This is a genomic window from Rhodococcus sp. 2H158 (assembly GCF_053764755.1).
In genome coordinates, this window is the sequence record NZ_JBSNCE010000022.1 from 54022 (window position 1) to 78116 (window position 24095).

General features: G+C 72.2%; 27 protein-coding genes. 21 read left to right on the top strand and 6 right to left on the bottom strand.

The window, feature by feature from the left end; translation table 11 throughout:
- Positions 1 to 53: 53 nt before the first annotated feature.
- Both ACWPOB_RS20695 and ACWPOB_RS20700 read right to left on the bottom strand, forming a co-directional pair.
- Positions 54 to 1742, bottom strand: coding sequence for a PHA/PHB synthase family protein (locus ACWPOB_RS20695; RefSeq protein ID WP_100057644.1), 1689 nt, complete (start codon positions 1740 to 1742; stop codon positions 54 to 56).
- A gap of 174 nt (positions 1743 to 1916) precedes the next feature.
- On the bottom strand, positions 1917 to 2300 hold the full coding sequence (locus ACWPOB_RS20700) for a helix-turn-helix domain-containing protein (RefSeq protein WP_100057648.1): 384 nt from the start codon (positions 2298 to 2300) through the stop codon (positions 1917 to 1919).
- Positions 2301 to 2430: 130 nt separating this feature from the next.
- Here ACWPOB_RS20700 and hisD point away from each other — a divergent pair, with 130 nt between their 5' ends.
- From hisD to hisI, 11 genes are read left to right on the top strand one after another with little or no spacing between them, the layout of a single operon-like run.
- Positions 2431 to 3825 carry a histidinol dehydrogenase gene (gene hisD, locus ACWPOB_RS20705; protein ID WP_455401952.1) on the top strand — a complete coding sequence of 465 codons (1395 nt, stop codon included), beginning with the start codon at positions 2431 to 2433 and terminating at the stop codon, positions 3823 to 3825.
- Positions 3822 to 4946 carry a histidinol-phosphate transaminase gene (locus ACWPOB_RS20710; RefSeq protein ID WP_455401953.1) on the top strand — a complete coding sequence of 375 codons (1125 nt, stop codon included), beginning with the start codon at positions 3822 to 3824 and terminating at the stop codon, positions 4944 to 4946. The genes hisD and ACWPOB_RS20710 overlap by 4 nt, the downstream gene beginning before the upstream one ends.
- A complete protein-coding gene (hisB, locus tag ACWPOB_RS20715) occupies positions 4943 to 5575 on the top strand; it encodes an imidazoleglycerol-phosphate dehydratase HisB (RefSeq protein ID WP_029544085.1) in 633 nt (210 codons plus the stop codon). Before ACWPOB_RS20710 ends, hisB begins: the two co-directional genes overlap by 4 nt.
- Positions 5575 to 5730: a hypothetical protein gene (locus ACWPOB_RS20720; protein ID WP_165040253.1), complete on the top strand. Its 156-nt coding sequence runs from the start codon at positions 5575 to 5577 to the stop codon at positions 5728 to 5730. Before hisB ends, ACWPOB_RS20720 begins: the two co-directional genes overlap by 1 nt.
- A 29-nt stretch (positions 5731 to 5759) precedes the next feature.
- Positions 5760 to 6899 (top strand): MFS transporter, encoded by a 1140-nt coding sequence (locus tag ACWPOB_RS20725; protein ID WP_455401954.1) that lies wholly within the window; start codon positions 5760 to 5762, stop codon positions 6897 to 6899.
- Between the two features lie 10 nt (positions 6900 to 6909).
- A complete protein-coding gene (gene hisH, locus ACWPOB_RS20730; RefSeq protein WP_100059207.1) occupies positions 6910 to 7545 on the top strand; it encodes an imidazole glycerol phosphate synthase subunit HisH in 636 nt (211 codons plus the stop codon).
- Entirely contained in the window at positions 7542 to 7865 is a 324-nt protein-coding gene (locus ACWPOB_RS20735; protein WP_455401955.1) for a hypothetical protein, read from the top strand. Before hisH ends, ACWPOB_RS20735 begins: the two co-directional genes overlap by 4 nt.
- Before the next feature lie 50 nt (positions 7866 to 7915).
- A complete protein-coding gene (gene priA, locus ACWPOB_RS20740; RefSeq protein WP_029544076.1) occupies positions 7916 to 8650 on the top strand; it encodes a bifunctional 1-(5-phosphoribosyl)-5-((5-phosphoribosylamino)methylideneamino)imidazole-4-carboxamide isomerase/phosphoribosylanthranilate isomerase PriA in 735 nt (244 codons plus the stop codon).
- Positions 8651 to 8654: 4 nt separating this feature from the next.
- Positions 8655 to 9482: an inositol monophosphatase family protein gene (locus tag ACWPOB_RS20745; protein WP_100058203.1), complete on the top strand. Its 828-nt coding sequence runs from the start codon at positions 8655 to 8657 to the stop codon at positions 9480 to 9482.
- Positions 9479 to 10252, top strand: coding sequence for an imidazole glycerol phosphate synthase subunit HisF (gene hisF / locus ACWPOB_RS20750; protein WP_006936998.1), 774 nt, complete (start codon positions 9479 to 9481; stop codon positions 10250 to 10252). Before ACWPOB_RS20745 ends, hisF begins: the two co-directional genes overlap by 4 nt.
- Positions 10249 to 10596, top strand: coding sequence for a phosphoribosyl-AMP cyclohydrolase (gene hisI, locus ACWPOB_RS20755; protein ID WP_100058202.1), 348 nt, complete (start codon positions 10249 to 10251; stop codon positions 10594 to 10596). Before hisF ends, hisI begins: the two co-directional genes overlap by 4 nt.
- Before the next feature lie 72 nt (positions 10597 to 10668).
- On the opposite strand, the gene ACWPOB_RS20760 is transcribed toward hisI, so the two are convergent.
- Complete coding sequence (locus ACWPOB_RS20760; RefSeq protein ID WP_006936980.1) at positions 10669 to 10818, bottom strand: hypothetical protein; 150 nt, start codon at positions 10816 to 10818, stop codon at positions 10669 to 10671.
- A 122-nt stretch (positions 10819 to 10940) separates the two neighbouring features.
- Here ACWPOB_RS20760 and ACWPOB_RS20765 point away from each other — a divergent pair, with 122 nt between their 5' ends.
- Both ACWPOB_RS20765 and pepN read left to right on the top strand, forming a co-directional pair.
- A complete protein-coding gene (locus tag ACWPOB_RS20765) occupies positions 10941 to 11120 on the top strand; it encodes a tautomerase family protein (protein WP_455401956.1) in 180 nt (59 codons plus the stop codon).
- A gap of 85 nt (positions 11121 to 11205) precedes the next feature.
- A complete protein-coding gene (pepN, locus tag ACWPOB_RS20770; protein WP_455401957.1) occupies positions 11206 to 13698 on the top strand; it encodes an aminopeptidase N in 2493 nt (830 codons plus the stop codon).
- A 66-nt stretch (positions 13699 to 13764) separates the two neighbouring features.
- On the opposite strand, the gene ACWPOB_RS20775 is transcribed toward pepN, so the two are convergent.
- Positions 13765 to 14259 carry a MarR family winged helix-turn-helix transcriptional regulator gene (locus ACWPOB_RS20775; protein WP_100059192.1) on the bottom strand — a complete coding sequence of 165 codons (495 nt, stop codon included), beginning with the start codon at positions 14257 to 14259 and terminating at the stop codon, positions 13765 to 13767.
- Positions 14260 to 14337: 78 nt separating this feature from the next.
- A complete protein-coding gene (locus ACWPOB_RS20780; protein WP_455401958.1) occupies positions 14338 to 15396 on the bottom strand; it encodes an NAD-dependent epimerase/dehydratase family protein in 1059 nt (352 codons plus the stop codon).
- A gap of 122 nt (positions 15397 to 15518) precedes the next feature.
- On the opposite strand from ACWPOB_RS20780, the gene ACWPOB_RS20785 reads away from it, so the two are divergent.
- On the top strand, positions 15519 to 16286 hold the full coding sequence (locus tag ACWPOB_RS20785; RefSeq protein ID WP_455401983.1) for a dioxygenase family protein: 768 nt from the start codon (positions 15519 to 15521) through the stop codon (positions 16284 to 16286).
- Between the two features lie 3 nt (positions 16287 to 16289).
- Here ACWPOB_RS20785 and ACWPOB_RS20790 read toward each other — a convergent pair whose 3' ends face one another.
- The gene (locus tag ACWPOB_RS20790; protein WP_455401959.1) at positions 16290 to 16760 is read right to left on the bottom strand and encodes a peroxiredoxin; all 471 of its coding nucleotides are present in this window, start codon (positions 16758 to 16760) and stop codon (positions 16290 to 16292) included.
- A 58-nt stretch (positions 16761 to 16818) separates the two neighbouring features.
- Here ACWPOB_RS20790 and ACWPOB_RS20795 point away from each other — a divergent pair, with 58 nt between their 5' ends.
- The 7 genes from ACWPOB_RS20795 to ACWPOB_RS20825 all read left to right on the top strand — a co-directional run bounded on the left by ACWPOB_RS20795 (position 16819) and on the right by ACWPOB_RS20825 (position 24070).
- A complete protein-coding gene (locus ACWPOB_RS20795) occupies positions 16819 to 18402 on the top strand; it encodes an anthranilate synthase component I (RefSeq protein WP_455401960.1) in 1584 nt (527 codons plus the stop codon).
- The gene (locus ACWPOB_RS20800; protein WP_455401961.1) at positions 18399 to 19088 is read left to right on the top strand and encodes a TIGR02234 family membrane protein; all 690 of its coding nucleotides are present in this window, start codon (positions 18399 to 18401) and stop codon (positions 19086 to 19088) included. Before ACWPOB_RS20795 ends, ACWPOB_RS20800 begins: the two co-directional genes overlap by 4 nt.
- 79 nt (positions 19089 to 19167) lie before the next feature.
- Positions 19168 to 19977, top strand: a complete 810-nt coding sequence (gene trpC, locus ACWPOB_RS20805; protein WP_455401962.1) for an indole-3-glycerol phosphate synthase TrpC — start codon at positions 19168 to 19170, stop codon at positions 19975 to 19977.
- Positions 19978 to 20101: 124 nt separating this feature from the next.
- Complete coding sequence (trpB, locus tag ACWPOB_RS20810; RefSeq protein WP_100058116.1) at positions 20102 to 21361, top strand: tryptophan synthase subunit beta; 1260 nt, start codon at positions 20102 to 20104, stop codon at positions 21359 to 21361.
- Complete coding sequence (gene trpA, locus ACWPOB_RS20815) at positions 21358 to 22167, top strand: tryptophan synthase subunit alpha (protein ID WP_006936959.1); 810 nt, start codon at positions 21358 to 21360, stop codon at positions 22165 to 22167. Before trpB ends, trpA begins: the two co-directional genes overlap by 4 nt.
- Positions 22164 to 23222 carry a prolipoprotein diacylglyceryl transferase gene (lgt, locus tag ACWPOB_RS20820; RefSeq protein ID WP_455401963.1) on the top strand — a complete coding sequence of 353 codons (1059 nt, stop codon included), beginning with the start codon at positions 22164 to 22166 and terminating at the stop codon, positions 23220 to 23222. The genes trpA and lgt overlap by 4 nt, the downstream gene beginning before the upstream one ends.
- The gene (locus ACWPOB_RS20825) at positions 23219 to 24070 is read left to right on the top strand and encodes a TM2 domain-containing protein (protein WP_455401964.1); all 852 of its coding nucleotides are present in this window, start codon (positions 23219 to 23221) and stop codon (positions 24068 to 24070) included. The genes lgt and ACWPOB_RS20825 overlap by 4 nt, the downstream gene beginning before the upstream one ends.
- Positions 24071 to 24095 lie beyond the last annotated feature (25 nt).

A 24095-nucleotide genomic window follows, 5' to 3' on the forward strand; every position in this document is an offset into this window, starting at 1 on the left:
CCTCGGAGGACGCTGTTAGCAGGTTAGCAAAATGAATGCTAACGCGCAAGTCCTCAGCTGAAGACGTACGTGCCCGGAGCGTCCTCGAGCGGCGGGTGGGCGGCGCTGCCCATCGCCGGCGGCGGCACCAGCTCCCCGGCGCGCTTGTTCGACCAGGCCGTCCAGTCCTCCCACCACGAGTGCTCGTAGCGGGTGGCCGCGTCGTCCCAGACCTGCGGATCCGCGGGCAGCGGTGAGCCGGTCTCGGCGTCCGGCGCCCCGACGGCCTTGAACCACACCTTCTTGCCGGGCGGGTTCACCGCGCCGGCGACGTGCCCGCCGTTGGTGAGCACGTAGCGCACGTCGCCGCCCAACAGGTTCACTGCCTGGTACGACGACGTCCAGGGCACGATGTGGTCGTTGATCGCGCCGACGACGTAGGTGTCGCACGTGATGTCGTGCAGGTTCAGGGGCTGTCCGTCGAGCACGTAGAGGCCCTCGGCCAGCTCGTTGCGGCCGTACAGCGACCGGAGGTAGTGCGAGTGCATCTCCGCGGGCATGCTCGTGCTGTCCTCGTTCCACGCGAGGATGTCGAAGGCCGCTGGCTTCTCGCCCTTCATCCACCGCGAGACCCAGTAGTTGAAGACGAGGTCCTTCGCGCGGATCATGTCGAAGCTGCCGGCCATCTCCTTGCCGGACAGGAAGCCCTGCTGCCGCATCCGGAACTCGACGAGGTCCAGCGTGGACGGATCGGTCAGCAACCCGAGTTCCCCGACCTGGCTGTAGTCGAGCAGGGTGTTGAGCATTGTGAACGCGGTCACGCGCTTGTCGCCGACGGCGAATGCGCGCGCGGCGGCCATCGCGGCCATCGCGCCGCCGAGGCAGATGGACAGCACCTCGATCTTCGGCGACCCGGTGATCTCCTCGACCACGTCCAGCGCGGCGGCAATGCCGTTGACGTAGTAGTCGTCCATGGTGATGTGCCGCATCGACTCGTCCGGGTTCCGGTACGAGATCATGAACACGGTGCGGCCGTGCTGGACCGCCCACTCGGCGAGGCTGCGACCGGGGGCGAGATCGAGGATGTAGTACTTGTTGATCCACGGCGGCGCGGCGAGGATCGGCACCGCGTGCACCTGCTCGGTCTGCGGCGTGTACTGGATCAGCTCGATCAGGTCGTTGCGATAGACCACCTTGCCGGGGGTGGCCGCGAGGTTCTCGCCGACGGTGAACGCGTCCGAGTCCACCTTCAGCGGCAGGCCGCCGCGGTTGAGCACATCGTGCACGGCGTATCTGGCGCCGCGCAGCAGGCTTGCCCCGCCCGTCTCGAATGCGCGGGTGAGCACGCCCGGATTCCACAGGAAGTTCGACGGGGCCAGCACGTCGAGCATCAGGTTCGCGAACTGGCGGGCCTTGCCGTCCTCCAGTGGATCGCCGGCGCCGGCGTCGGCGAGTTCCTCGACGTAGGCACGCGTGGCGAGATAACTCTGCAGGAGCGAGAAGTACGCGGGGTTCTCCCGCCAGGCGGTGTCGGAGAAGCGGCGGTCCCGCGGGTCGAGCGGCATCGGCGGCTTGGGATCGTCGGCGTTGAACACGCGGGTGGCCGCGGCGGGGATCTTCACCAGCCGGCCCGCGTACTCCGTCGTGGCGGCGGTGACGGCCTGGGGGTTGCGGACGGCGCGTCCGGCCACCGACTTCACCGCGGGACCCCAGCCGATCGGGTCCAGGGTCGACTTCAACTTCTTGTGCACGTGGTCGAGCAAGGGATCTCCAGACGAGGAAGAGGGGTGTGCCCCGAGGGTGACACCGCGTGCCGGGTCGCGCATCTTACCGCGAAGTACATGCGAGCTGCACGTGGAGCGGGTGGGCGGGGACGCAGCGCCTCACCAGCCGAAACATGAGGGTAGCTCACATTATGCCGTCCGATGTGAGTTTACTCACTCCGCATCGTCGTCGGAGCGCGCACCCCGGCGCCGCTTGCTCACCGTCACCTCCCGGAACGCCTCGTACATCTCCACCAGCGACCGCCGCTGCGCGTTCGTCAGATCCGGATCCTCCCGGATCGCGTGCACCACCGCGGACTCTCCCGGATCCGGCCGGCCCGCCTCGGCCGTCAACGCATCCGCCGACAGATGCAGCTGCTCGGCGATGGCCTGCAGCACGCGTTCGCTCGGCGCCCGCAGGTTCCGTTCGATCTGCGACAGATACGGGTTCGAGATCCCCACCATCGCGGCGAGCTGCCGCATGGGCAGCTCGGCGAGCTCACGTTGCCGGCGGATCAGCTCCCCCAACGTCGGGGGGTGCGACACATCGTCCTCCATGTGGTCAGCATAGGTCCGGCCGCCGGCCGCCCCGAGGCGCACGGACGGCGCGTTCGGGGACTGCCGTCGAGGGTGATCGCCGCCATCACGGATAATGGAACGGACCCCCGTTCGCGAGAGAGGACACCTCATGCTTGCCCGCACCGACCTGCGTGGTCGAACCCCCACCACTGCGGAGCTGAGGGGCGCGCTGCCCCGCGGCGGAGTGGATGTGGACGCGGTGCTGCATCAGGTGCGGCCCGTGGTCGAGGACGTGCGCGACCGAGGCGCCGCCGCGGCCCTCGACTACAGCGAGAAGTTCGACGGGGTGCGCCCCGACCGCGTGCGGGTGCCGAAGGCCGAACTCGACCGGGCCCTCGACGAACTCGACCCCGCCGTGCGCTCGGCGCTGGTCGTCGCGATCGAACGCACCCGCACGGTGCACCAGGACCAGCGCCGCACCGACACCGTCACCGAGGTCGTGCCCGGCGGCACCGTCACCGAACGCTGGGTGCCGGTCGAGCGGGTGGGGCTGTACGTGCCCGGCGGCAACGCCGTCTACCCGTCGTCGGTCGTGATGAACGTGGTGCCCGCCCAGGCCGCCGGCGTCGAGTCGCTCGTCGTCGCGTCCCCGCCGCAGGCGGACTTCGGGGGCCTGCCGCACCCGACCATCCTCGCCGCTGCCGCCCTGCTCGGCGTCGAGGAGGTGTGGGCCGTCGGCGGTGCCCAGGCCGTGGCGCTGCTCAGCTACGGCGGCACCGACATGACACCGGACGGCACCGCCGTCGTGACACGGGACGGCACGGCCGTCGTGACACGGGACGGCACGGCCGTCGACGACGACGCCGAACTGGCGCCCGTGGACATGATCACCGGACCGGGCAACATCTACGTCACCGCCGCCAAGCGCCTGTGCCGCGCCGTCGTCGGCATCGACGCCGAGGCCGGCCCCACCGAGATCGCGATCCTGGCCGACCACACCGCCGATCCGGTCCACGTCGCGGCCGACATGATCAGCCAGGCCGAGCACGACGTCATGGCCGCGTCGGTCCTCGTCACCACCAGCGCCGAGCTCGCCGACGGCGTCGACGCCGCCGTCGCCGCCCAGCTCGAGCACACCAAGCACCGCGAACGCGTACGGACCGCGCTGTCGGGCAGCCAGTCCGGGATCGTCCTCGTCGACGACCTCGACCAGGGCCTGCAGGTCGTCGACGCCTACGCCGCCGAGCACCTCGAGATCCAGACCGAGAACGCCTCCGCGGTCGCCGCGCGGGTGCGGGCCGCGGGCGCGATCTTCGTCGGCCCCTGGGCGCCGGTCAGCCTCGGTGACTACTGCGCCGGCTCGAACCACGTGCTGCCCACCGCCGGCTGCGCCCGGCACCAGTCCGGACTGAGCGTGCAGACGTTCCTGCGCGGCATTCACGTCGTCGAGTACAGCCGCGAGGCGCTCGAGGACGTCGCGGGGCACGTGATCACCCTCGCCACCGCCGAGGACCTGCCCGCGCACGGCGAGGCCGTGCGGCTGCGCTTCGAGGATCTGCAGTGAGCGCCCCGGGATCCGGCATCACCGTCGGCGACCTGCCGCTGCGGGAGAACCTGCGCGGCAAGTCCGCCTACGGTGCGCCGCAGCTGACGGTGCCGGTGCAGCTCAACACCAACGAGAACCCGCACCCGCCGACGCGCGCCCTGATCGACGACGTCGCCGAGTCGGTGCGCGAGGCCGCCGCGCAGCTGCATCGCTACCCCGACCGTGACGCCGTCGCGCTGCGCACCGACCTCGCCGCCTACCTGACACGGCAGACCGGGGTGGGCGTGAGCGTCGAGAACGTCTGGGCCGCCAACGGGTCCAACGAGATCCTGCAGCAGATCCTGCAGGCCTTCGGCGGGCCGGGCCGTTCCGCGATGGGATTCGTGCCGTCCTACTCGATGCACCCGATCATCGCCGACGGCACCCAGACCGAGTGGCTGCCGACCTACCGGGGCGAGGACTTCACCCTCGACCTCGACTCGTCGGTGGCCGCGATCCGCCGGCAGCAGCCCGACGTGGTGTTCGTCACCAGCCCGAACAACCCCACCGGGCACAGCATCCCGATCGACGAGCTGCGCGCGATCTGCGCGGCCGCGCCCGGTATCGTGATCGTCGACGAGGCCTATGCCGAGTTCTCCGCCGCCCCCAGCGCGCTCGCGCTGATCGACGAGTTCCCGGCCAAGGTGATCGTCTCGCGCACCATGAGCAAGGCGTTCGCGTTCGCCGGCGGCCGGCTCGGCTACCTCGCCGCCGCGCCCGCGGTCGTCGAGGCACTGCTGCTCGTGCGGCTGCCCTACCACCTGTCGGTGATCACCCAGGCCGCCGCCCGGGCCGCGCTGCGGCACGCCGACGAGACTCTCGGCTCGGTCGCGCGGCTGTGCGCCGAACGCGACCGCATCGCGACCGAGCTGACCCGATTCGGCTACCACGTGGTGCCCTCGGACGCGAACTTCATCCTGTTCGGGCGTTTCGCCGACGCCGCCGCCACCTGGCAGCGCTACCTCGACGAGGGTGTGCTGATCCGGGACGTCGGTATCCCCGGGTTCCTGCGCACCACCGTGGGCCTGGCCCACGAGAACGACGAACTGCTACGGGTGAGCGAGAAGCTCGCCGCCACCGAGATCGAGGACGGGCGATGAGCGAGCAGACCACCCCCACCCCGCGCACCGCGCGGATCGAGCGTGCCACCAAGGAGTCGTCCATCGTCGTCGAGCTGAACCTCGACGGCACCGGCCGCACCGACATCACCACCGGTGTCCCGTTCTACGACCACATGCTCACCGCGCTCGGTCAGCACGCCAGCTTCGACCTGACCGTGCGCGCCCAGGGCGACATCGAGATCGAGGCGCACCACACCGTCGAGGACACCGCGATCGTCCTCGGTCAGGCACTGAATCAGGCGCTCGGGGACAAGCGGGGCATCCGCCGCTTCGGCGACGCGTTCATCCCGATGGACGAGACCCTCGCGCACGCGGCGGTGGACGTCTCCGGTCGGCCCTACTGCGTGCACACCGGCGAACCGGACTACATGGTGCACTCGGTGATCGGCGGCTACCCCGGCGTGCCGTACTCGACCGTGATCAACAAGCACGTGTTCGAATCCCTCGCCTTCCACGCCCGCATCGCCCTGCACGTACGCGTGCTCTACGGCCGCGACCAGCACCACATCACCGAGGCCGAGTTCAAGGCCGTCGCGCGGGCGCTGCGCCAGGCCGTCGAACCGGATCCCCGGGTCAGCGGCGTGCCGTCGACCAAGGGCACCCTGTAGTGGACGTCGTCCTGACCTACGGCCTGTTCATGCTCGCCGGCATCGCCGCGGGTGGCACCTGGTCGATGTGGCGGGCCGGCAACACCCTCTTCGCCGGGGTGCTGCTGGCGCTGACCCTGCTCGCCGCGATCGCCGGTGTGCTGAGGCTGCTCTGACGTCGTCGGATCGGCCGGGCCTGTTCGCGGTGCCGGGGCTGCCCGCCGCCTGGGCGATGGCGGCGGGCGCGTTCGCCGGGTTCTCCCTGCTGCTGCCCGTAGTGCCCCGGGCCGTCGCCGACGCCGGCGGCAGCGGCACCCTCGCCGGCGCGGTGACGGCGGTGTTCATGGGCGCGACGGTGCTCACCCAACCGGCCGTGCCGCGCCTGGTGCGGGCCCGCGGCTACCGGCCCGTGCTCGCCGCCGGATGCCTGCTGCTGGGCCTGCCGTCGCTGCTGCTCCTGCTGTCGCTGGACCCGGCCGTGGTGCTGCCGACCTCCGCGGTGCGGGGGATCGGCTTCGGCATGATCACCGTGGCCAGCGCCGCCCTCGTGGCCGAACTCGCGCCCGCCCGGCTGCTCGGCCGCGCCACCGGCGCACAGGGCATCGCGATCGCCGCGGCGCAGATGGTCGGACTGCCGCTCGGACTGGCGGTCGCCGAGCGGGCCTCCACCGCACCCGTGTTCGTGCTCGGCGCGGCGGTGCCCACGCTCGCGCTCGTCGCGATCGCGCGCCTGCCGCAGGTGGTCACCCGCCAGACCGGCGCGGCCGGAAGCCGCACGCCGCTGCGGGCTCTGGCCCTGCCGGCGGTGGCGATCGCCGCGGGCGCCGTCGCCTACGGCGGCCTCACCTCGCTGCTGTCGATCGCCGTGCCCGCAGCCTCGGGCCAGGTGGCGATCGCGTTGGCGCTGATCAGCGCGTCCACTCTCGTCGGCCGCTACGGCGCCGGTGCGGTCGCGGACCGGATCGGCGCGGGCCGGCTCCTGCCGGCCGGGCTCGGCCTGGCCGCCGTGGCGATGGTGCCGTTCGCGCTCGCCGCGGACGATCGCGGCGGCGCGGCGGTACTGCTCGGTGCGGCCGTGGCATTCGGCCTCGGCTTCGGCGTCGTGCAGAACGACGCCCTCATGCTTGCGTTCCGTCGCGCCGGGCCCGCCCATGTCGGCGCCGCGAGCGCCGCCTGGAACATCGGCTTCGACGCGGGCACCGGGGCCGGATCGCTGTTGCTCGGCGGGATCGCCACCGTCGCAGGCTATCCCGCCGCCTTCGCGACCGCCGCGCTGCTCGTGCCGATCCTGCCGCTGCTCGCCCGGATCGCCGGGCCGTCGGAGCGGCCCGCCGCGGCCCCATAGAATCGAGGCCATGAGCGCAACCAAGGTCGCCGTCCTCGACTACGGCTCCGGCAATCTGCATTCGGCGACGCGCGCGGTAGCGCGCACCGGCGTGCAGGTGGAGGTGACCGCCGACCCGCAGGTCGCGCTCGCCGCCGACGGCCTGGTCGTGCCCGGCGTCGGCGCGTTCGCGGCGTGCATGGCGGGACTGAAGGCGGTGCGCGGGGACCGAATCATCGGCCAGCGACTCGCCGGCGGCCGCCCGGTGCTCGGCATCTGCGTCGGCATGCAGATCCTCTTCGACAAAGGCGTGGAATTCGGTGTCGAGACCGACGGATGTGGCGAATGGCCCGGCACCGTCGAACGTCTCGACGCGCCGGTGCTGCCGCACATGGGCTGGAACACCGTCGAGGCCCCCGAGAACAGCGTGCTGTTCGCCGGCATGGACCGCGACACCCGGTTCTACTTCGTGCACTCCTACGCCGCGCAGAAGTGGGAGCTGCCGCCGTCGGAGCTGTTCGCTCCGCCCGCGCTGACCTGGGCCGAGCACGGCGGGCGGTTCCTCGCCGCGGTCGAGAACGGCCCGCTGTCGGCGACGCAGTTCCATCCCGAGAAATCCGGCGACGCGGGGGCCGAGCTGCTGCGCAACTGGGTCGGCAGTTTGTGAACCGCGGCGGGGCCGGCGGCGATGACCCGGCCCGGCCGGAGTTCTCGCTCGGCCGGCTCGCGCTGACGGCACTGGGCGCCGCCACGGGCGTGCTCCTGCTCGCCACCGTCGTCATCGTGGTGCTGCGACCGGGGCCCGTCGTCGGGTTGATCGTCGCCCTCGTCGGCGTGGTCGGCGCGATCGCCGCGATGGGCGTCGTCTCGACCCGGACGACGCGCCGCGCCTTCGGTCCCGACGGCAGCGGCACGCCGCGCCGCGACGGCGACGACACGCCGCGCCGCGACGGCGACGACACGCCGCGCCGCGACGGTGCGGGATGACCGTCGGGGCCGGTGCTCGGCGAGCGCCGCGACCCACTAGCATGGGCGCAGTGAGCCTGGTCCTTTTGCCTGCAGTCGATGTCGCCAACGGTGAAGCAGTTCGCCTCGTCCAGGGAGAGGCGGGCAGCGAGACCAGCTACGGCTCTCCCCGCGACGCCGCCCTCGAGTGGCAGAACGCCGGCGCCGAATGGGTGCACCTCGTCGATCTCGACGCCGCCTTCGGACGCGGCTCCAACCGCGAACTCCTCGCCGAGGTCGTCGGTGAACTGGACGTGAAGGTCGAGCTCTCCGGCGGTATCCGCGATGACGAGTCCCTCGAGGCGGCGCTGGCCACCGGGTGCGCTCGCGTCAACCTCGGCACCGCCGCCATCGAGGATCCCGACTGGTGCGCCCGCGCCATCGCCGAGTACGGCGACCGCATCGCCGTCGGGCTCGACGTCAAGCTCATCGACGGACAGTGGCGCCTGCGCGGCCGCGGCTGGGTCTCCGACGGCGGCGACCTGTGGGAGGTCCTCGCGCGGCTCGACCGCGACGGCTGCAGCCGCTACGTCGTCACCGACGTCACCAAGGACGGCACGCTCACCGGCCCCAACCTCGATCTGCTCGCTCAGGTCTGCGCAGCCACCGACGCTCCCGTCGTGGCCTCCGGCGGCGTGTCCGCCCTCGACGACCTGCGGGCGATCGCCGGCCTCGTCGACCGGGGCGTGGAGGGCGCCATCGTCGGCAAGGCGCTGTACGCGGGCCGGTTCACGCTGACCGAGGCACTCGACGCGGTCTCACGCTGATCCGATGACCGCGCCCGCCGATCTGTCCAGCCTGCTCGCCGTCGCCGGTGAGGTGCTCGACGCGGCGTCGGAGCGTTTCGTCGCCGGTCGCGGGGCGCCGCGCTCGGTGGACAAGGGGCCCAACGACTTCGCCACCGACCTCGACCTCGAACTCGAACGGCGCATCTCCACGGAACTGGAGCGGCGCACAGGCATTGCCGTGCACGGTGAGGAGTTCGGCGGTCCCGAAGCCGATTCGGGCACGGTGTGGCTGCTCGACCCGATCGACGGCACCGTCAACTACTCCGCCGGGCTGCCCACCGCGGGAATCCTGCTCGCACTCGTCCGCGACGGCGACCCGATCCTCGGGCTGACCTGGCTGCCGTTCGTCGGCGACCGGTTCGCGGCCGCCGCGGACGGGCCGTTGCTGCGCAACGGTCGTCCTCAACCGCCGCTGCAGCCGGCGGCGCTGGCGGACGTGATGGTCGGCGTGGGCAGCTTCGACATCGACAGCCGCGGGCGTATCCCGGGCCGGCGCCGGCTCGAGGTCATCACCGAGCTGAGCCGCCGGGTGTCGCGCCTGCGCATGCACGGTTCCACCGGGGTGGACCTGGCGTACACGGCGGCCGGGGTGCTCGGCGCCGCCGTCGTCTTCGGGCACCACCCGTGGGACAACGCCGCCGGCGTGGCCCTGGTGCGGGCGGCCGGTGGCCTCGCCACCGACTTCGCCGGCAAGCCCTGGCGCATCGGCTCCGGCTCTGTGGTCGCCGGCGCCCCCGGCGTGCACGAGGAGATACTCGACATCGTGGGATCGCTTCCCGGTCCCGTCCCCGAGGAGGACCGAATCCCATGACCCTGGCAGTCCGGGTGATCCCGTGTCTGGACGTCGACGCCGGCCGCGTCGTCAAGGGGGTGAACTTCGAGAACCTGCGCGACGCCGGTGATCCCGTCGAACTCGCCGCGGCGTACGACCTGCAGGGCGCGGACGAGTTGACCTTCCTCGACGTCACCGCGTCGAGCGGCGACCGCGGCACCATGCTCGACGTGGTCAGCCGCACCGCCGAACAGGTGTTCATCCCGCTCACCGTCGGCGGCGGCGTACGCACCGTCGAGGACGTGGACCGGCTGCTGCGGGCCGGCGCGGACAAGGTCAGCATCAACACCGCCGCCATCGCCCGCCCGGAGGTGTTGCGCGAGATGTCCGAGCGGTTCGGGTCGCAGTGCATCGTGCTGTCCGTCGACGCCCGCACCGTGCCCGACGGCGAGGAGGACACCCCGTCGGGATGGGAGGTCACCACGCACGGCGGTCGTCGCGGCACCGGCATCGACGCCGTCGAATGGGCACGCCGCGGCGCGGAACTCGGCGTGGGGGAGATCCTGCTGAACTCGATGGACGCCGACGGCACCAAGTCCGGCTTCGACCTGCCGATGATCCAGGCGGTGCGCGCCGCGGTGCACGTGCCGGTGATCGCCAGCGGCGGCGCGGGAGCTGTCGAGCATTTCGCCCCCGCCGTGCACGCCGGCGCCGACGCGGTCCTCGCGGCCAGCGTGTTCCACTTCGGGGAGCTCACCATCCCGCAGGTCAAGGCGGCGATGCGCGCAGAGGGGATCGAGGTGCGATGAGCAGGCTGGATCCGGCGATCGCGGCGCGGCTCAAGCGCAACGAGGCGGGGCTGTTCGCCGCCGTCGCCCAGGAACGCGCCACCGGCGAGGTGCTGATGATGGCGTGGATGGACGACGAGGCGCTCGCACGTACCCTCGAGACCCGTACCGCCACCTACTTCTCGCGTTCGCGCGGGCAGTACTGGGTCAAGGGCGAGACCTCCGGCCACACCCAGTACGTGCACGAGGTGCGGCTCGACTGCGACGGCGACACGGTGTTGCTCGTCGTCGACCAGGTCGGGGCCGCGTGCCACACCGGCACTCACACGTGCTTCGACGCCGACGTCCTGCTCGCCGCCGAGTAGGCGCCTTCGGCGCCGGTGCGTCCTTTGGGTTGCTCCTGCCGCCCAAAGGACGCACCGGCCGCGTCGCGGGCGTCAGATGACGATCGGCGCGCCGGTGAGCAGGCTCCAGAGACCCAGGCCGAGGTACACGACGGTGCCGATAGCCGACCGGATCGGATCGTCCGTGAGGAAACCTTCTGCGGCCCAACCGACGAACTCCGTGAACAGTTCCGAGGATCCCATGCTGCATCCTTCCGAGAGGCGAGGCAGGTCGTGAACGGTGGTCGTGAACCAAATCGACCGACCGGATTGTTTCGTTACACCTCCCGGTGCCCGCTCCGTCGGCGATGCGGCACAATCCCCCCATGCCCCTCATCCAGATCAGCCAGACCCCCGGTCTCACCGTCGAACAGAAGCGCGCCACCATCGAGGCGGTGACCAAGGCCTACGCGGAGGCAACCGGCAAGGATGCGGCGTCGGTGTGGGTGACCATCACCGAGGTGCCGCGGGAGCAGTGGGGCGTCGGGGGTGTCCCACTCGGGTGAGGTGCACCGCCCCCGGGACAGGGCGCCCCGCGACGGGCGCCGTCGGCCGTCGATCTCGGCGCGCGGATCCTGGCAGGATCGGCGTATGGCGTCCGCGAATCTGACCCGAGCCGAAACCGCCGAGCGTTCCCGGACCGTGACGGTCCGCAGCTACCGCGTGGAACTCGACCTGCGTGGCGCCCCGGACACCGGGAACAGCTGTTTCGCGACCACGACGACGGTCGAGTTCACGGCCGCCGCGGACGCGACGTGGCTCGACTTCCTCGGCTCCGGCGTCGAGTCGGTCGTGCTCAACGGCGAGCCGGTGCCCGTCCGCTACGACGGCGCGCGCATCTCGTTGAGCGGCCTGCGTGAGCACAACGTCGTCACCGTCGTTGCCGCCGCGGAGTACAGCCGGTCCGGTGAGGGCCTGCACCGGTACGTCGATCCGGCCGACGGGCAGACCTACCTGTACACGCAGTACGAACCCGCGGACGCGCGGCGGGTGTTCGCGTGCTTCGAGCAGCCGGATCTCAAGGCGCCGTTCACGTTCGTCGTGTCGGCACCCGCCGGCTGGCAGGTGCTGTCGAATCAGGCTGTGGTCCGGGAGGATTCGCTCACGGACGGGCGGCGTGTGGAGTTCGCGCCGACGCTGTCGATCTCCACCTACATCACCGCGGTGGTCGCCGGACCGTACCATCGGGTCGAATCGACTTGGGAAAAGGACGATCTCACGGTTCCGCTGGGGGTGCTGTGCCGCGCCTCCCTGGCGCGGTACCTCGACGCCGACACGATCTTCGAGGTGACCCGGCAGGGGATGGACTTCTACGCCGACCACTTCGCCTACCCCTACCCGTTCGGCAAGTACGACCAGGTGTTCGTCCCCGAATACAACCTCGGTGCCATGGAGAACCCCGGGTGCGTCACCTTCACCGAGGCGTACGTGTTCCGCGGAGCCGCCACCGCCGCGCAGTACCAGGCCCGCGCGAACACGATCCTGCACGAGATGGCCCACATGTGGTTCGGGGACCTCGTCACCATGAAGTGGTGGGACGACCTGTGGCTCAAGGAGTCGTTCGCGGACTACATGGGCTCGCTGGTCAGTGCCGAGGCCACCGAGTGGACCGACGCCTGGGTCGCCTTCGCCAACCGGCGCAAGGCCTGGGCCTATCTGCAGGACCAGTTGCCCACGACCCACCCGATCGTCGCCGACATCGTCGACCTCGAGGCCGCCAAACTGAACTTCGACGGCATCACGTACGCGAAGGGCGCGGGGGTCCTCAAACAACTCGTCGCGTACGTGGGGCGGGACGCCTTCTTCGAGGGTGCACGGCGCTACTTCCGCGAGCACGCCTTCGGGAACACCACCCTCGCCGATCTGCTCGCCGAGTTGTCGGCGACCTCGGGACGAGACCTCTCGGGGTGGGCGCGCGCCTGGTTGCAGACCACCGGCGTGTCGACCCTGACGCTCGAGGACGCGGGGGAGGGACGGTCCGCGATCGTCCAGACGCCGGCGCGGCCCCACCGGCTGGCTGTGGGCCACTACGACTTCGACGAGGCCGGCGACCTGGTCTGCCGGCAGCGGGTCGAGGTCGACCTGGAGGCCGAGCGCACACCGATCGAGTCGGCGGCCGCGCCGCTGATCCTGCTCAACGACGCCGACCTGACCTACGCCAAGGTGCGGCTCGACCCGCGGTCGCTGGAGACGGTGGAACATTCGCTCGATCGCGTCGTCGACCCGCTGGCCCGGGGGTTGATCTGGTCGGCGTTGTGGAACGCCACCCGCGACAGCGAGCTGACCGCGGCGCGGTACCTGTCCATGGTCCGCAGATTCGCGGTGGCCGAACCGAATCCGGCCCTGCTGGCCGCGCTGCTGGCGAACGCACCCTACGCGATCGAGCACTATCTGCCCGCCGCGAGCCGGGCCCGGCAGCGCCGCGTCTGGCTCGGGGCGGCATGGGCGGCCGTGTTCGCCGCCACCCCGGGATCGGGTGAGCAACTCGCCTGGGCCCGCGCGGTCGCCGCGGCCGCCACTGTCGACGACGCCCACGCCGCCGACCTGCGCGCGATCCTCGACGGCACCGGTCCGGCACCCGCGGGGCTGCCGCTGGACCCGGATCTGCGCTGGCAGATGTGGACCGCGCTGGCGGCGACCGGGTACGCGGAGCCGGCCGATCTCGACGGCGAACTCGCCCGCGACGACACCGGTTCCGGACGGGCCGCGCACCTGCGCGCCCTGGCGGCGCGACCGCTCGCTGCGGTCAAGGCGCAGGCCTGGAGCGCAGTCTTCTCCGACACGGCGCTGTCGAACGAGCACCTCGACGCCACCATCGCGGGGTTCCGGGCCGGGGCGCACCGGGACCTGATCGCCCCGTACGACGACGACTACTTCGCCGCGCTCCGGGCGGTGTGGTCCGAGCGCAGCATCGAGATCGCGCGTCGGATCGTGGTCGGTCTGTTCCCCGCCGGAAACACGCTCGGGCCGTGCGACCGGTGGCTCGATGCGCACACCGACGCCCCGGCGGCGTTGCGGCGCCTGGTGATCGAGCAGCGCGACCATCTGGCCCGCGACCTGCGGGCGCAGAGGTTCAACGGGTGAGGGTTCGACGGGTGAGGGTTCGACGGGTGGGTGGCCGCGGCCGCAGCGGGGGCGCGCCCTGCCCGGTCAGGCCTTCCCGGTACCGGCGGCGATGCCCTTGTCGAGCTGGGTGAGCAGCGCGGTACCGAGGTCGGTCAGCGCGGCGACCTGATCGTCGTCGAGGCCCTGGAACACCAGGGCCTGGACGGTCGCGACGTGACCGGGCGCCGCTTCGACGAGCTTGGTCATGCCGGCGTCGGTGAGTACCGCGTACGAGCCGCGCGTGCCGGGCACGCTCCGGCGGCACACCCATCCGGCGTTCTCCAGCTTGGTCACCACGTGCGACAGCCGGGACAGCGACGCGTTCGACAGCTGTGCCAGCTCGGACAGCCGCAGCCGCCGGTCGGGTGCCTCGGACAGCTCGGCGAGGACCGAGTAGTCGAAGTGGGTGAGCGCGGAGTCGCGCTGCAGCTGCGTGTCCAGCGCGGCCGGCAGGCGGGTGATCAGCGCCACCAGCTTCCGCCAGGCCCGCTGCTGGGATGCGGTCAGCCACTCGGTGTCGTCGATCTGTGCGGAGCCCACTGATGCACCGTCCTTTCTCGATCGTCCACCCTATCGGGACGGCCGGCGCGGGACGCCGGCGTCCGTCGGGGCGGGCGGTCAGGGGCGCTGCCCCATGCCGGTGGCGACCTCGTGCAGCCGGCGGCCCACGCTGTCCTCCGCCAGCGGCGGTGTCGGCAGCCCGGCGCCGTCGCGGAGCCCGCCCAGGAACTCCTCGAGGGTGGCGCGCGGCGAGAACCGGGGAATCCACTCGAGGTCGGTGCGGGCGCGGGTGCAGTCCATGAGCGGCAGCCGCAGCACCGTGTCGACCAGGCCGGGGGAGGCGGGGGCGAGCCGGGCGTGCCAGGCCGCGGCGACGGCCGCGTGCAGCGCCGCGGGCGGGACCGGCACCGTGCGGGCACCGAGGATCTCGGCGAGGACCCCGGCGTCGACGGGGGGTTCGGCGGCGAGGTTGAATGCGCCCCGCACCGGCCGGAGCACGGCCCGGACGTAGGCGTCGGCGGCGTCGTCGGTGTGCAGCACCTGCATCCGCAGCCCGGCGGTGCGGGGGACGACCGGCAGGGCCCGCACGAGGCGGCCGGGGAGGAGCGGCCCGGCGAACAACCGGCGCTGCGCGGTCGCGGACTCGCGCTTGAAGAGAAATCCGGGACGCATCCGGACCACCCGGATGTCGGGGTGTCGCAGTTCGAACGTGTCGAGCCAGCGTTCGAGGTACGCCTTCTCCCGCGGGTACGCCGCGCCGGGCCAGCCGTGGGTGGGCCAGCGCTCGTCGACCCGTTCGTCCTGCGGTCCCGGCGAGTAGGCGCCGACCGACGACGCGTGGACGAGGGTGGGCACGCCCACCTCGGCGACGGCCTCGAACACCCGGATCGATCCGAGCACGTTGTTGCGCCAGGTGATCTCGGGTTTGTGGGTGGGCTGGAAGAGCCAGGCGAGGTGGACGACCGCGGCCGCGTCGCGCAGCAGCTCGTGCAGGTCGTCGTCGGCGACGTCGGCGACGACGAACTCGGTCTTGCGGCAGCGCCAGTCGGTGGGGCGGCGGGCGATGCCGACCACCGATCCGACTGCGTCCTGGGCGCCGAGCGCCGCCGTGACGCTGGTGCCCACGTTTCCGGTCGCGCCCGTGACGACCACCTTCAGGCCCTCTGTTCCGGTCATGGGTGGCGGATACCCGCGCCTGCGCCGATCCATCCCCGCAGGCCGGGAACATTTCGGACGGTGCCGCCGCTGTATCGGGTAGCATTGTTGAAGCTTCAACATTAGGAGTCCGTGTGAGCCCCATGCCCGCCCTGTTCCTCAGCCACGGCGCACCGCCCCTGGTCGACAGCGCGACGTGGGTGGCGCAGCTGCAGCGCTGGGCCGCCGACCTGCCGACCCCCACCGCGATCCTCGTGGTCTCCGCGCACTGGGAGTCCGCGCCGCTGACCATCGGTGCCACCACCACCGGCACCCCGCTCGTGTACGACTTCGGCGGCTTTCCCCGCCGCTTCTACGAGGTCACCTACCCGGCGCCCGGCGCCCCCGACCTCGCACGCAAGGTGGCCGCGCTGATGCCCGACGGCGAACCGGTCGTGCGGCAGCCGCACCGCGGTCTCGACCACGGCGCGTACGTGCCGCTCACCGTCATGTACCCGGACGCGGACATCCCGGTCCTGCAGATCTCGCTGCCCACCCTCGATCCGCAGCGCCTGCTCGCGCTCGGCCGGCGGCTGCGCCCACTCCGGGAGGAGGGGGTGCTCGTCATCGGCTCCGGCTTCACCACGCACGGCCTGCCGTTCCTGCGCGACCCGCGCCCCGAGGCCGTCGCGCCCGGCTGGTCCGCCGAGTTCGACGCCTGGGCCGCCGAGCGGCTCGCCGCCGGCGACGTCGACGGCCTGCTCGACTTCCGCACTCGGGCGCCCGGCATGCCGTACGCCCACCCCACGATCGAGCACTTTGCCCCGCTGTTCGTCACCCTCGGCGCGTCGAGCGACCCGGAGCAGACGCCCCGGCAGGTGATCGACGGGTTCTGGATGGGCCTGGCCAAGCGTTCCGTCCAGGTGGACTGACCGTCAGTCCCGGCTCGCGCGCCGGGCCCGCAGCGCCGCGAGCGCGCGGTCCGCGTGCACGCCGGGGCGCACTTCGCTGGCGATCACCTCGAGGACGGTGCGGTCGGTGTCCAGCACGAACGTGGTCCGCTTGACCGGCGAGAGCCGGCCGAGCAGCCCCCGGCGCACCCCGAACTGCGCCGCCACCGCGCCGTCCGGATCGGACAGCAGCGGGTAGTCGAGCGACTGCCGCGTCGACCACGCGCCCAACCGGTCCACCGGGTCGGTGCTGATCCCGACCCGGGTGGCGCCGACGGCGGCGAACTCGGCCGCCAGATCCCGGAAGTGGCACGCCTCGGCCGTGCAGACCGGAGTGAACGCGGCCGGGTAGAAGAACAGCACCACCGGCCCGTCCGCCAGCAGCGCGGACAGCGTCCGCGGACGGCCTTCTTGGTCGCTCGACGTGAAATCGGGGGCGGTGTCACCGGCTCTCATGTCCGGCGACGCTACCGCGGCCGCGCCCGCCGCGGCAGGCCCTGGGATGATGGGCGCCATGTCCGGCGAGCCCACCACCATCCCCGCAGCGGCCCCCGATCTCACCGAGGGCGGCCGACCCGACTCCACCACCACCCGCGAGCAGTTCCGGCTGCTCGCCGCCGAGCACCGCGTCGTTCCCGTGACCCGCAAGGTGCTCGCCGACGCGGAGACCCCGCTGTCGGCGTACCGCAAACTCGCCGCCGACCGGCCCGGCACCTTTCTGCTCGAGTCCGCCGAGAACGGCCGGTCGTGGTCGCGATGGTCGTTCATCGGCGCCGGCAGCCCGGCCGCGCTCACCGTCGTCGACGGCGAGGCCACCTGGTACGGCCACGTGCCCGCCGGCGCCCCCACCGGGGGCGACCCGCTCGACGTGCTGCGCCGGACCCTGCAGCTGCTGCACACCGAGCGGCTGCACGGTCTGCCGCCGCTGACCGGCGGCATGGTCGGCTACCTCGGCTACGACGTCGTGCGACGGATCGAGCGGCTGCCCGAACACGCCGTCGACGACCTGCAGATCCCCGAGACGGTGATGATGCTCGCCACCGACCTCGCCGCCGTCGACCACCACGAGGGTGCGATCACGCTCATCGCCAACGCCGTCAACTGGGACGGTTCCGACGAACGCGTCGACGAGGCCTACGACGACGCGGTGGCCCGGCTGGACCGGATGACCGCGGCCCTGGCCGCGCCCGCCCCGTCGACCGTCTCCACGTTCGCCCGGCCCGCCCCCGACTACCGGCGCCAGCGCACCACCGAGAGCTTCGGCGCCGACGTGCGCCGGCTCATCGGCGAGATCGAGGCCGGCGAGGCGTTCCAGGTGGTGCTGTCCCAGCGCTTCGAGATCGACTGTCACGCGGCGCCGATCGACGTGTACCGGATGCTGCGCGCCTCCAACCCGAGTCCGTACATGTTCCTCATGCACGTCCCCGACGGCTCCGGCGGCACGGCGTTCTCCATCGTCGGCTCGAGCCCGGAGGCGCTCGTGACCGTCGCCGACGGGGTCGCCACCACGCACCCCATCGCCGGGACGCGCTGGCGCGGCGCCAGCGAGGAGGAGGACATCCTCCTCGAGAAGGACCTCCTCGCCGACGAGAAGGAGAACGCCGAGCACCTCATGCTCGTCGACCTCGGCCGCAACGACCTCGGGCGGGTGTGCGAGCCTGGCACCGTCAAGGTCCACGACTACCGGCACATCGAGCGCTACAGCCACGTCATGCACCTCGTCTCCACCGTCACCGGCCGCCTCGCCGAGGGCCGGCACGCCCTCGACGCGGTCACCGCGTGCTTCCCCGCCGGCACCCTGTCCGGCGCGCCCAAGGTCCGGGCGATGGAACTGATCGACGAACTCGAACCGACCCGCCGCGGCATCTACGGCGGCATCGTGGGCTACCTCGATTTCGCCGGCGACGCCGACACCGCCATCGCCATCCGCTCCGCGCTGGTCAAGGACGGGGTCGCCTACGTGCAGGCCGGTGCCGGCATCGTCGCCGACTCCGATCCGGTCTACGAGGACACCGAGGCGCGCAACAAGGCCATGGCGGTGCTCTCCGCCGTCGCCGCGGCCGGCACCCTCACCCCGTTCGAGGGGGACCGTAGGTGAGCGCCACGAGCACGCCCCGGCGACGGGCCGGCGCGATCGCCGCACTGCTGCTCGCGATCGGCGCCGTCGCGCTGTGGGGCGCGAGCCGCCTGACTTGGGTGACCGTCACGTCCTCCGACGGCCTCGGCGAGGACCGGGTCACCACCCTCGTCGGCGGCACCTGGGCGGCGGCGCTGACTCCGCTCGCGCTGACGCTGCTGGCGGCCGTCGCGGCGTCGTTCGCGGTGCGCGGATGGGCGCTGCGGATACTGGCCGTGCTCGTCGCGGTCGTCGCGGTCGCCGCCGCCGTCCCGGCGGTGGGGCTGCTCGCCGGCGGCGCCGACGACGCGACCGCGGCGCGCATCGCGGAGCTGCCCGCCCGCGCCGAGGTCACCTCCCTCACCGTCGCGGCCGGGCCGGCCGCCCTCGCCCTCGCCGGCGCCGTAGCCGCGCTGGCCGCCGCGGTGCAGCTGTGGCGCACCCCGCGGGCCCAGGCCGGACTGTCGTCGAAGTACGACAGCCCCGCCGCCCGCCGCGAGGCCACCACCCGCCGGGACACCGCCGACGAGCCGGTCACCGAACGCACCCTGTGGGACGCGCTCGACGCGGGCGAGGACCCCACGGTGGACGTCGCCGACGACCGGGCCGCCGATCGAGGGGGAGAGGGCGGCGCCGACGATTCGGGGACCCGCCGCACGGGCCGGTGAGCGCGCACACTACTCTTCAAGAAACTCCGATGAGTTTTCTCACATCGGATTGACAGGGGCGAAAGGACTTCGAGCCACGATGACAGTTCTCGACTCGATACTCGAAGGGGTGCGCGCCGACGTCGCCACCCGGGAGGCGGTCCTCGACCTCGCCGCGGTCAAGGCCGCCGCTGCCGCCGCGCCCCCGCCGATCGACGCCAAGGCCGCGTTGCTCGAGCCGGGAATCGCCGTCATCGCCGAGGTCAAGCGGGCCAGCCCGTCGAAGGGTGCGCTCGCCGACATCACCGACCCCGCCGAACTCGCCAAGGCCTACGAGGCCGGCGGTGCCCGCGCGATCAGCGTGCTCACCGAGCAGCGCCGCTTCCAGGGCAGTCTCGACGATCTCGACGCCGTGCGGCGCGCGGTGCGAATCCCGGTGCTGCGCAAGGACTTCATCGTCGGCCCGTACCAGATCCACGAGGCGCGTGCCCACGGCGCGGACATCGTGCTGCTCATCGTCGCCGCGCTCGAGCAGCCCGTGCTGACGTCGCTGATCGACCGCGTCGAATCTCTCGGCATGACGGCGCTCGTCGAGGTGCACACCGAGGAGGAGGCGACCCGTGCCCTCGAGGCCGGCGCCACCGTCATCGGGGTCAACGCCCGCAACCTCAAGACCCTCGAGGTCGACAAGAGCACGTTCGCCCGCATCGCGCCGGGACTGCCGACCGAGGTCGTCAAGATCGCCGAGTCCGGCGTGCGCGGTCCCTCCGACCTGCTCACCTATGCCGGGGCAGGTGCCGACGCGGTGCTCGTCGGCGAGGGACTGGTGACCAGCGGCGACCCGCGCCACGCGGTCGCCGAACTGGTCACCGCCGGCACCCATCCGTCCTGCCCGAAGCCCGCACGCTGACCGCATTCCGGCGCGGCGCCGATGGGCCGGACCCGGCGACGGGCCGGGGCCGCCGTTGGGGCAGACTGGACGGGTGAGCACAGACGATCCCGTACTTTCCGCCAAGGGCCGCGGTCTGCCCCGCATGAGCGCCGCAGTGGCCGAGCACACCGCGCACGAACCCGACCCCGGCGGCCACTTCGGGGTCTTCGGCGGCCGGTTCGTCCCCGAGGCGCTGATGGCGGTGATCGAGGAGGTCACCGCCGAATACGACAAGGCGCGGGTCGACAACGGGTTCCTCGACGAACTCGATCGGTTGCAGCGCGACTACACCGGCCGGCCTTCCCCGGTGTACGAGGCCAAGCGGCTGAGCGAACATGCCGGCGGCGCCCGGATCGTGCTCAAGCGCGAGGATCTCAACCACACCGGCTCGCACAAGATCAACAATGTGCTCGGGCAGGCCCTGCTCGCCCAGCGGATGGGCAAGACCCGGGTCATCGCGGAGACCGGTGCCGGGCAACACGGCGTCGCCACCGCCACCGCCTGCGCCCTGCTCGGCCTCGACTGCGTCGTCTACATGGGCGAGGTCGACACCGAGCGGCAGGCCCTCAACGTCGCCCGGATGCGCCTGCTCGGCGCCGAGGTCGTCGCCGCGACCAGCGGTTCGCGCACTCTCAAGGACGCGATCAACGAGGCCATGCGCGACTGGGTCACCAATGCCCACAACACCTACTACTGTTTCGGCACCGCCGCCGGCCCGCACCCGTTCCCCATGATGGTGCGCGACTTCCAGCGCATCATCGGCCTGGAGGCGCGCGCGCAGGTGCAGGCGCTCACCGGCCGGTTGCCCGACGCCGTCACCGCCTGCGTCGGCGGCGGGTCCAACGCCATCGGCATCTTCCATGCCTTCATCGACGACCCCGGTGTCCGCCTGGTCGGCTTCGAGGCCGGCGGCGACGGGGTGGAAACCGGGCGGCACGCCGCCACCATCACCGGCGGCACGCCCGGCGCGCTGCACGGCGCCTACTCCTACCTGCTGCAGGACGAGGACGGCCAGACCATCGAGTCGCACTCGATCTCCGCCGGCCTGGACTACCCCGGCGTCGGACCTGAGCACTCCTACCTCAAGAACATCGGCCGCGCCGACTACCGGCCCGTCACCGACGCCGAGGCCATGGAGGCGTTCTCGCTGCTCTCGCGCACCGAGGGCATCATCCCCGCCATCGAGTCGGCGCACGCCGTCGCCGGGGCCCTGAAGCTGGGCCGCGAACTCGGCTCCGGCGCCGTCGTGCTGGTCAATCTGTCCGGCCGGGGCGACAAGGACGTCGACACCGCCGCGCGGTGGTTCGGGCTCCTTCCCGCCGACCCCGCCACCCCCGACACGACGGAAGGATCCGCGCAGTGAGCGCCCAGCAGCCGCAGTCCCGCCTCGGTGAGGTCTTCGCCCGATGCAAGGCCGAGAACCGCGCCGCGCTCGTCGGCTACCTGCCCGCCGGGTACCCCGACCTGCCGCGCTCGATCGAGGCGTTCGAAGCGCTCGTGCAGGCCGGCTGCGACATCGTCGAGGTCGGCATCCCCTACAGCGACCCGGTGATGGACGGACCCACCATCCAGGCCGCCGCCGACGAGGCGCTCACCGCGGGCTTCCGGGTGCGGGACGTGTTCCGCGTCGTCGAGGCCGTCGCCGCGGCCGGCGGCCACGCCGTCGTGATGACCTACTGGAACATCGTCCTCAAGTACGGGATCGACGAATTCGCCCGCGACCTCGCTGCCGCCGGGGGGCTGGGGATCATCACCCCGGACCTCATCCCCGACGAGGCCGAGCAGTGGATCGCGGCGGCGGACCGGCACGGGCTCGACCGCATCTTCCTGGTCGCCCCGTCGTCGACCGCCGAGCGCCTCGTCATGACCGTCGACTCCTGCCGCGGGTTCGTCTACGCCACCTCCACGATGGGCGTGACCGGCGCCCGCGACGCCGTCTCCGACATGGCGCCCGAACTCGTCGCCCGGGTGCGGGAGCACTCGCAGATCCCCGTGGGCGTCGGCCTGGGCGTGCGGTCCCGGGAACAAGCCGCGCAGATCGCCGCCTATGCGGACGCGGTGATCGTCGGCTCGGCGCTGGTGGCCGCCGTGGCGCAGGGCCCCGACGCGTTGCGCACGCTCACCACGGAACTCGCGGAGGGCGTGCGCTCGGCTAGCGTGGCCACGTGACCTCCACCGCCGTACCCGCCGCCGCTACCGTCCTGGCGTATCTGCCCAGTCCACCGCAGGGGGTGTGGTACCTCGGGCCGATCGCGCTGCGGGCCTACGCCCTGTGCATCATCGTCGGGATCGTCGTCGCCATCTTCTGGGGCGACCGCCGCTGGGTCGCCCGCGGCGGCGAGCCGGGCACCGTCCTCGACGTCGCCGTGTGGGCGGTGCCGTTCGGCCTGATCGGTGGGCGCCTGTACCACGTCGCCACCGACTGGCAGAAGTACTTCGGTGCGGGCGCCGACCCGGTCGACGCGCTGAAGATCTGGCAGGGCGGACTCGGGATCTGGGGGGCGGTCGCCCTCGGCGGCATCGGCGCCTGGATCGGGTGCCGGCGCCGCGGTGTGCCGCTGCCCGCCCTCGGTGATGCGGTGGCCCCGGCGATCCTGCTGGCGCAGGCCATCGGCCGGCTCGGCAACTGGTTTAACCAGGAACTCTACGGCCGGGAGACGACCGTGCCGTGGGGCCTCGAGATCTACGAGCGTCGCAACGACGCGGGACAGACCAGCCCGGAGCTGATCGACGGGATCTCCACCGGGCAGGTCGCGGCGGTGGTGCACCCGACGTTCCTGTACGAGCTGGTGTGGAACCTGCTCGTCGTGCTGCTGCTCGTGTTCGTCGACCGGCGCTTCCGTATCGGACACGGCCGGCTGTTCGCGCTCTACGTGGCCGGCTACAGCGCGGGCCGCTTCTTCGTCGAACTCATGCGGTCCGATCCGGCCACCGAGATCGCCGGTATCCGGATCAATTCCTTCACCTCCGCCATCGTGTTCGTCCTCGCCGTCGCCTACGTCGTCTTCGCCCGCAAGGGTCGCGAAGCGCCGGAGGAACTGAAGTCCCGTCACCCGCACGGCGCCACCGCAGCCGATGCCACCGCAACCGGCGACGGGATCGGAGACGGTGGGGCGGCCGACGACGAGAAGCGGGACGGCGCATCCGGGCCCGTGGCATCGGCCGAGGCCGGCGGTAAGGTCGAGACAGGTAGGCGCAGCGAGAACGGAGGGGACAAGTCGTGACCACATCCGACGCGGGATCCCCGGACCCCACGGGCCCGGATCTGCGGAAGAAGGACGAGACGTCCGCGGGACCGGACCTGCGCAAACAGTCCGACGCCGAGGCCGTCCCCGCTGCCGGGTCGAGCGCCGCGCCGCAGGGCGGCGAGCCGGCCCCCACCGCGGAGCTGCCCACGTTCGGCGGCACCGCCGACTACGATCCGACCGCGCAGGCGTCGCTGTCCGTTCCGCCGCCCACCACCGAGTCGACCGCGCCCACGTGGGGCACGGCCGGACCGGGCTGGGACACCTACTCCGGAATGGGCAACGGTCCCGGCTGGGGCACCACGCCGAGCTATCCACCGCCGTCGAGCGAAGCGCAGTACGGCACCGCGCACACCGGCGGGACCGAGGCGCCGACCGGCGGGCAGTACGGCGGCAGCGGACCCGTCTACGGGGCCCCCGACCCGCAGTTCCAGGGCGGGCCGCAGTACCCGCCCCCGGCCGGGCCGGGCTACGGTCCCACCGGCGGCTACGGTCCCACCGGCTACGGCGCCTACGGCGATCCCTCCGCGCCGTACGGACGGGATCCGGCGACGGGCGAACCCTACTCCGACAAGTCGAAGACCACCGCGGGCCTGTTGCAGCTGCTGCTGCCCTTCGTCGGGATCTGCGGTGTCGGGCGGCTCTACCTCGGGAGCACCGCCGTCGGCCTCATCCAGCTTCTGGGGCTGTGGATCGGCGGACTGCTGACCATCCTCCTGGTCGGCTTCGTGATCATCCCGGTGATCTGGGTGTGGTCCGTCATCGACGGGATCATGATGCTCACCGGCAGCGTCCGCGACTCCGACGGCCGCCCGCTGCGGCCCTGACCCAACCACCCGACGGCCGGTCGCG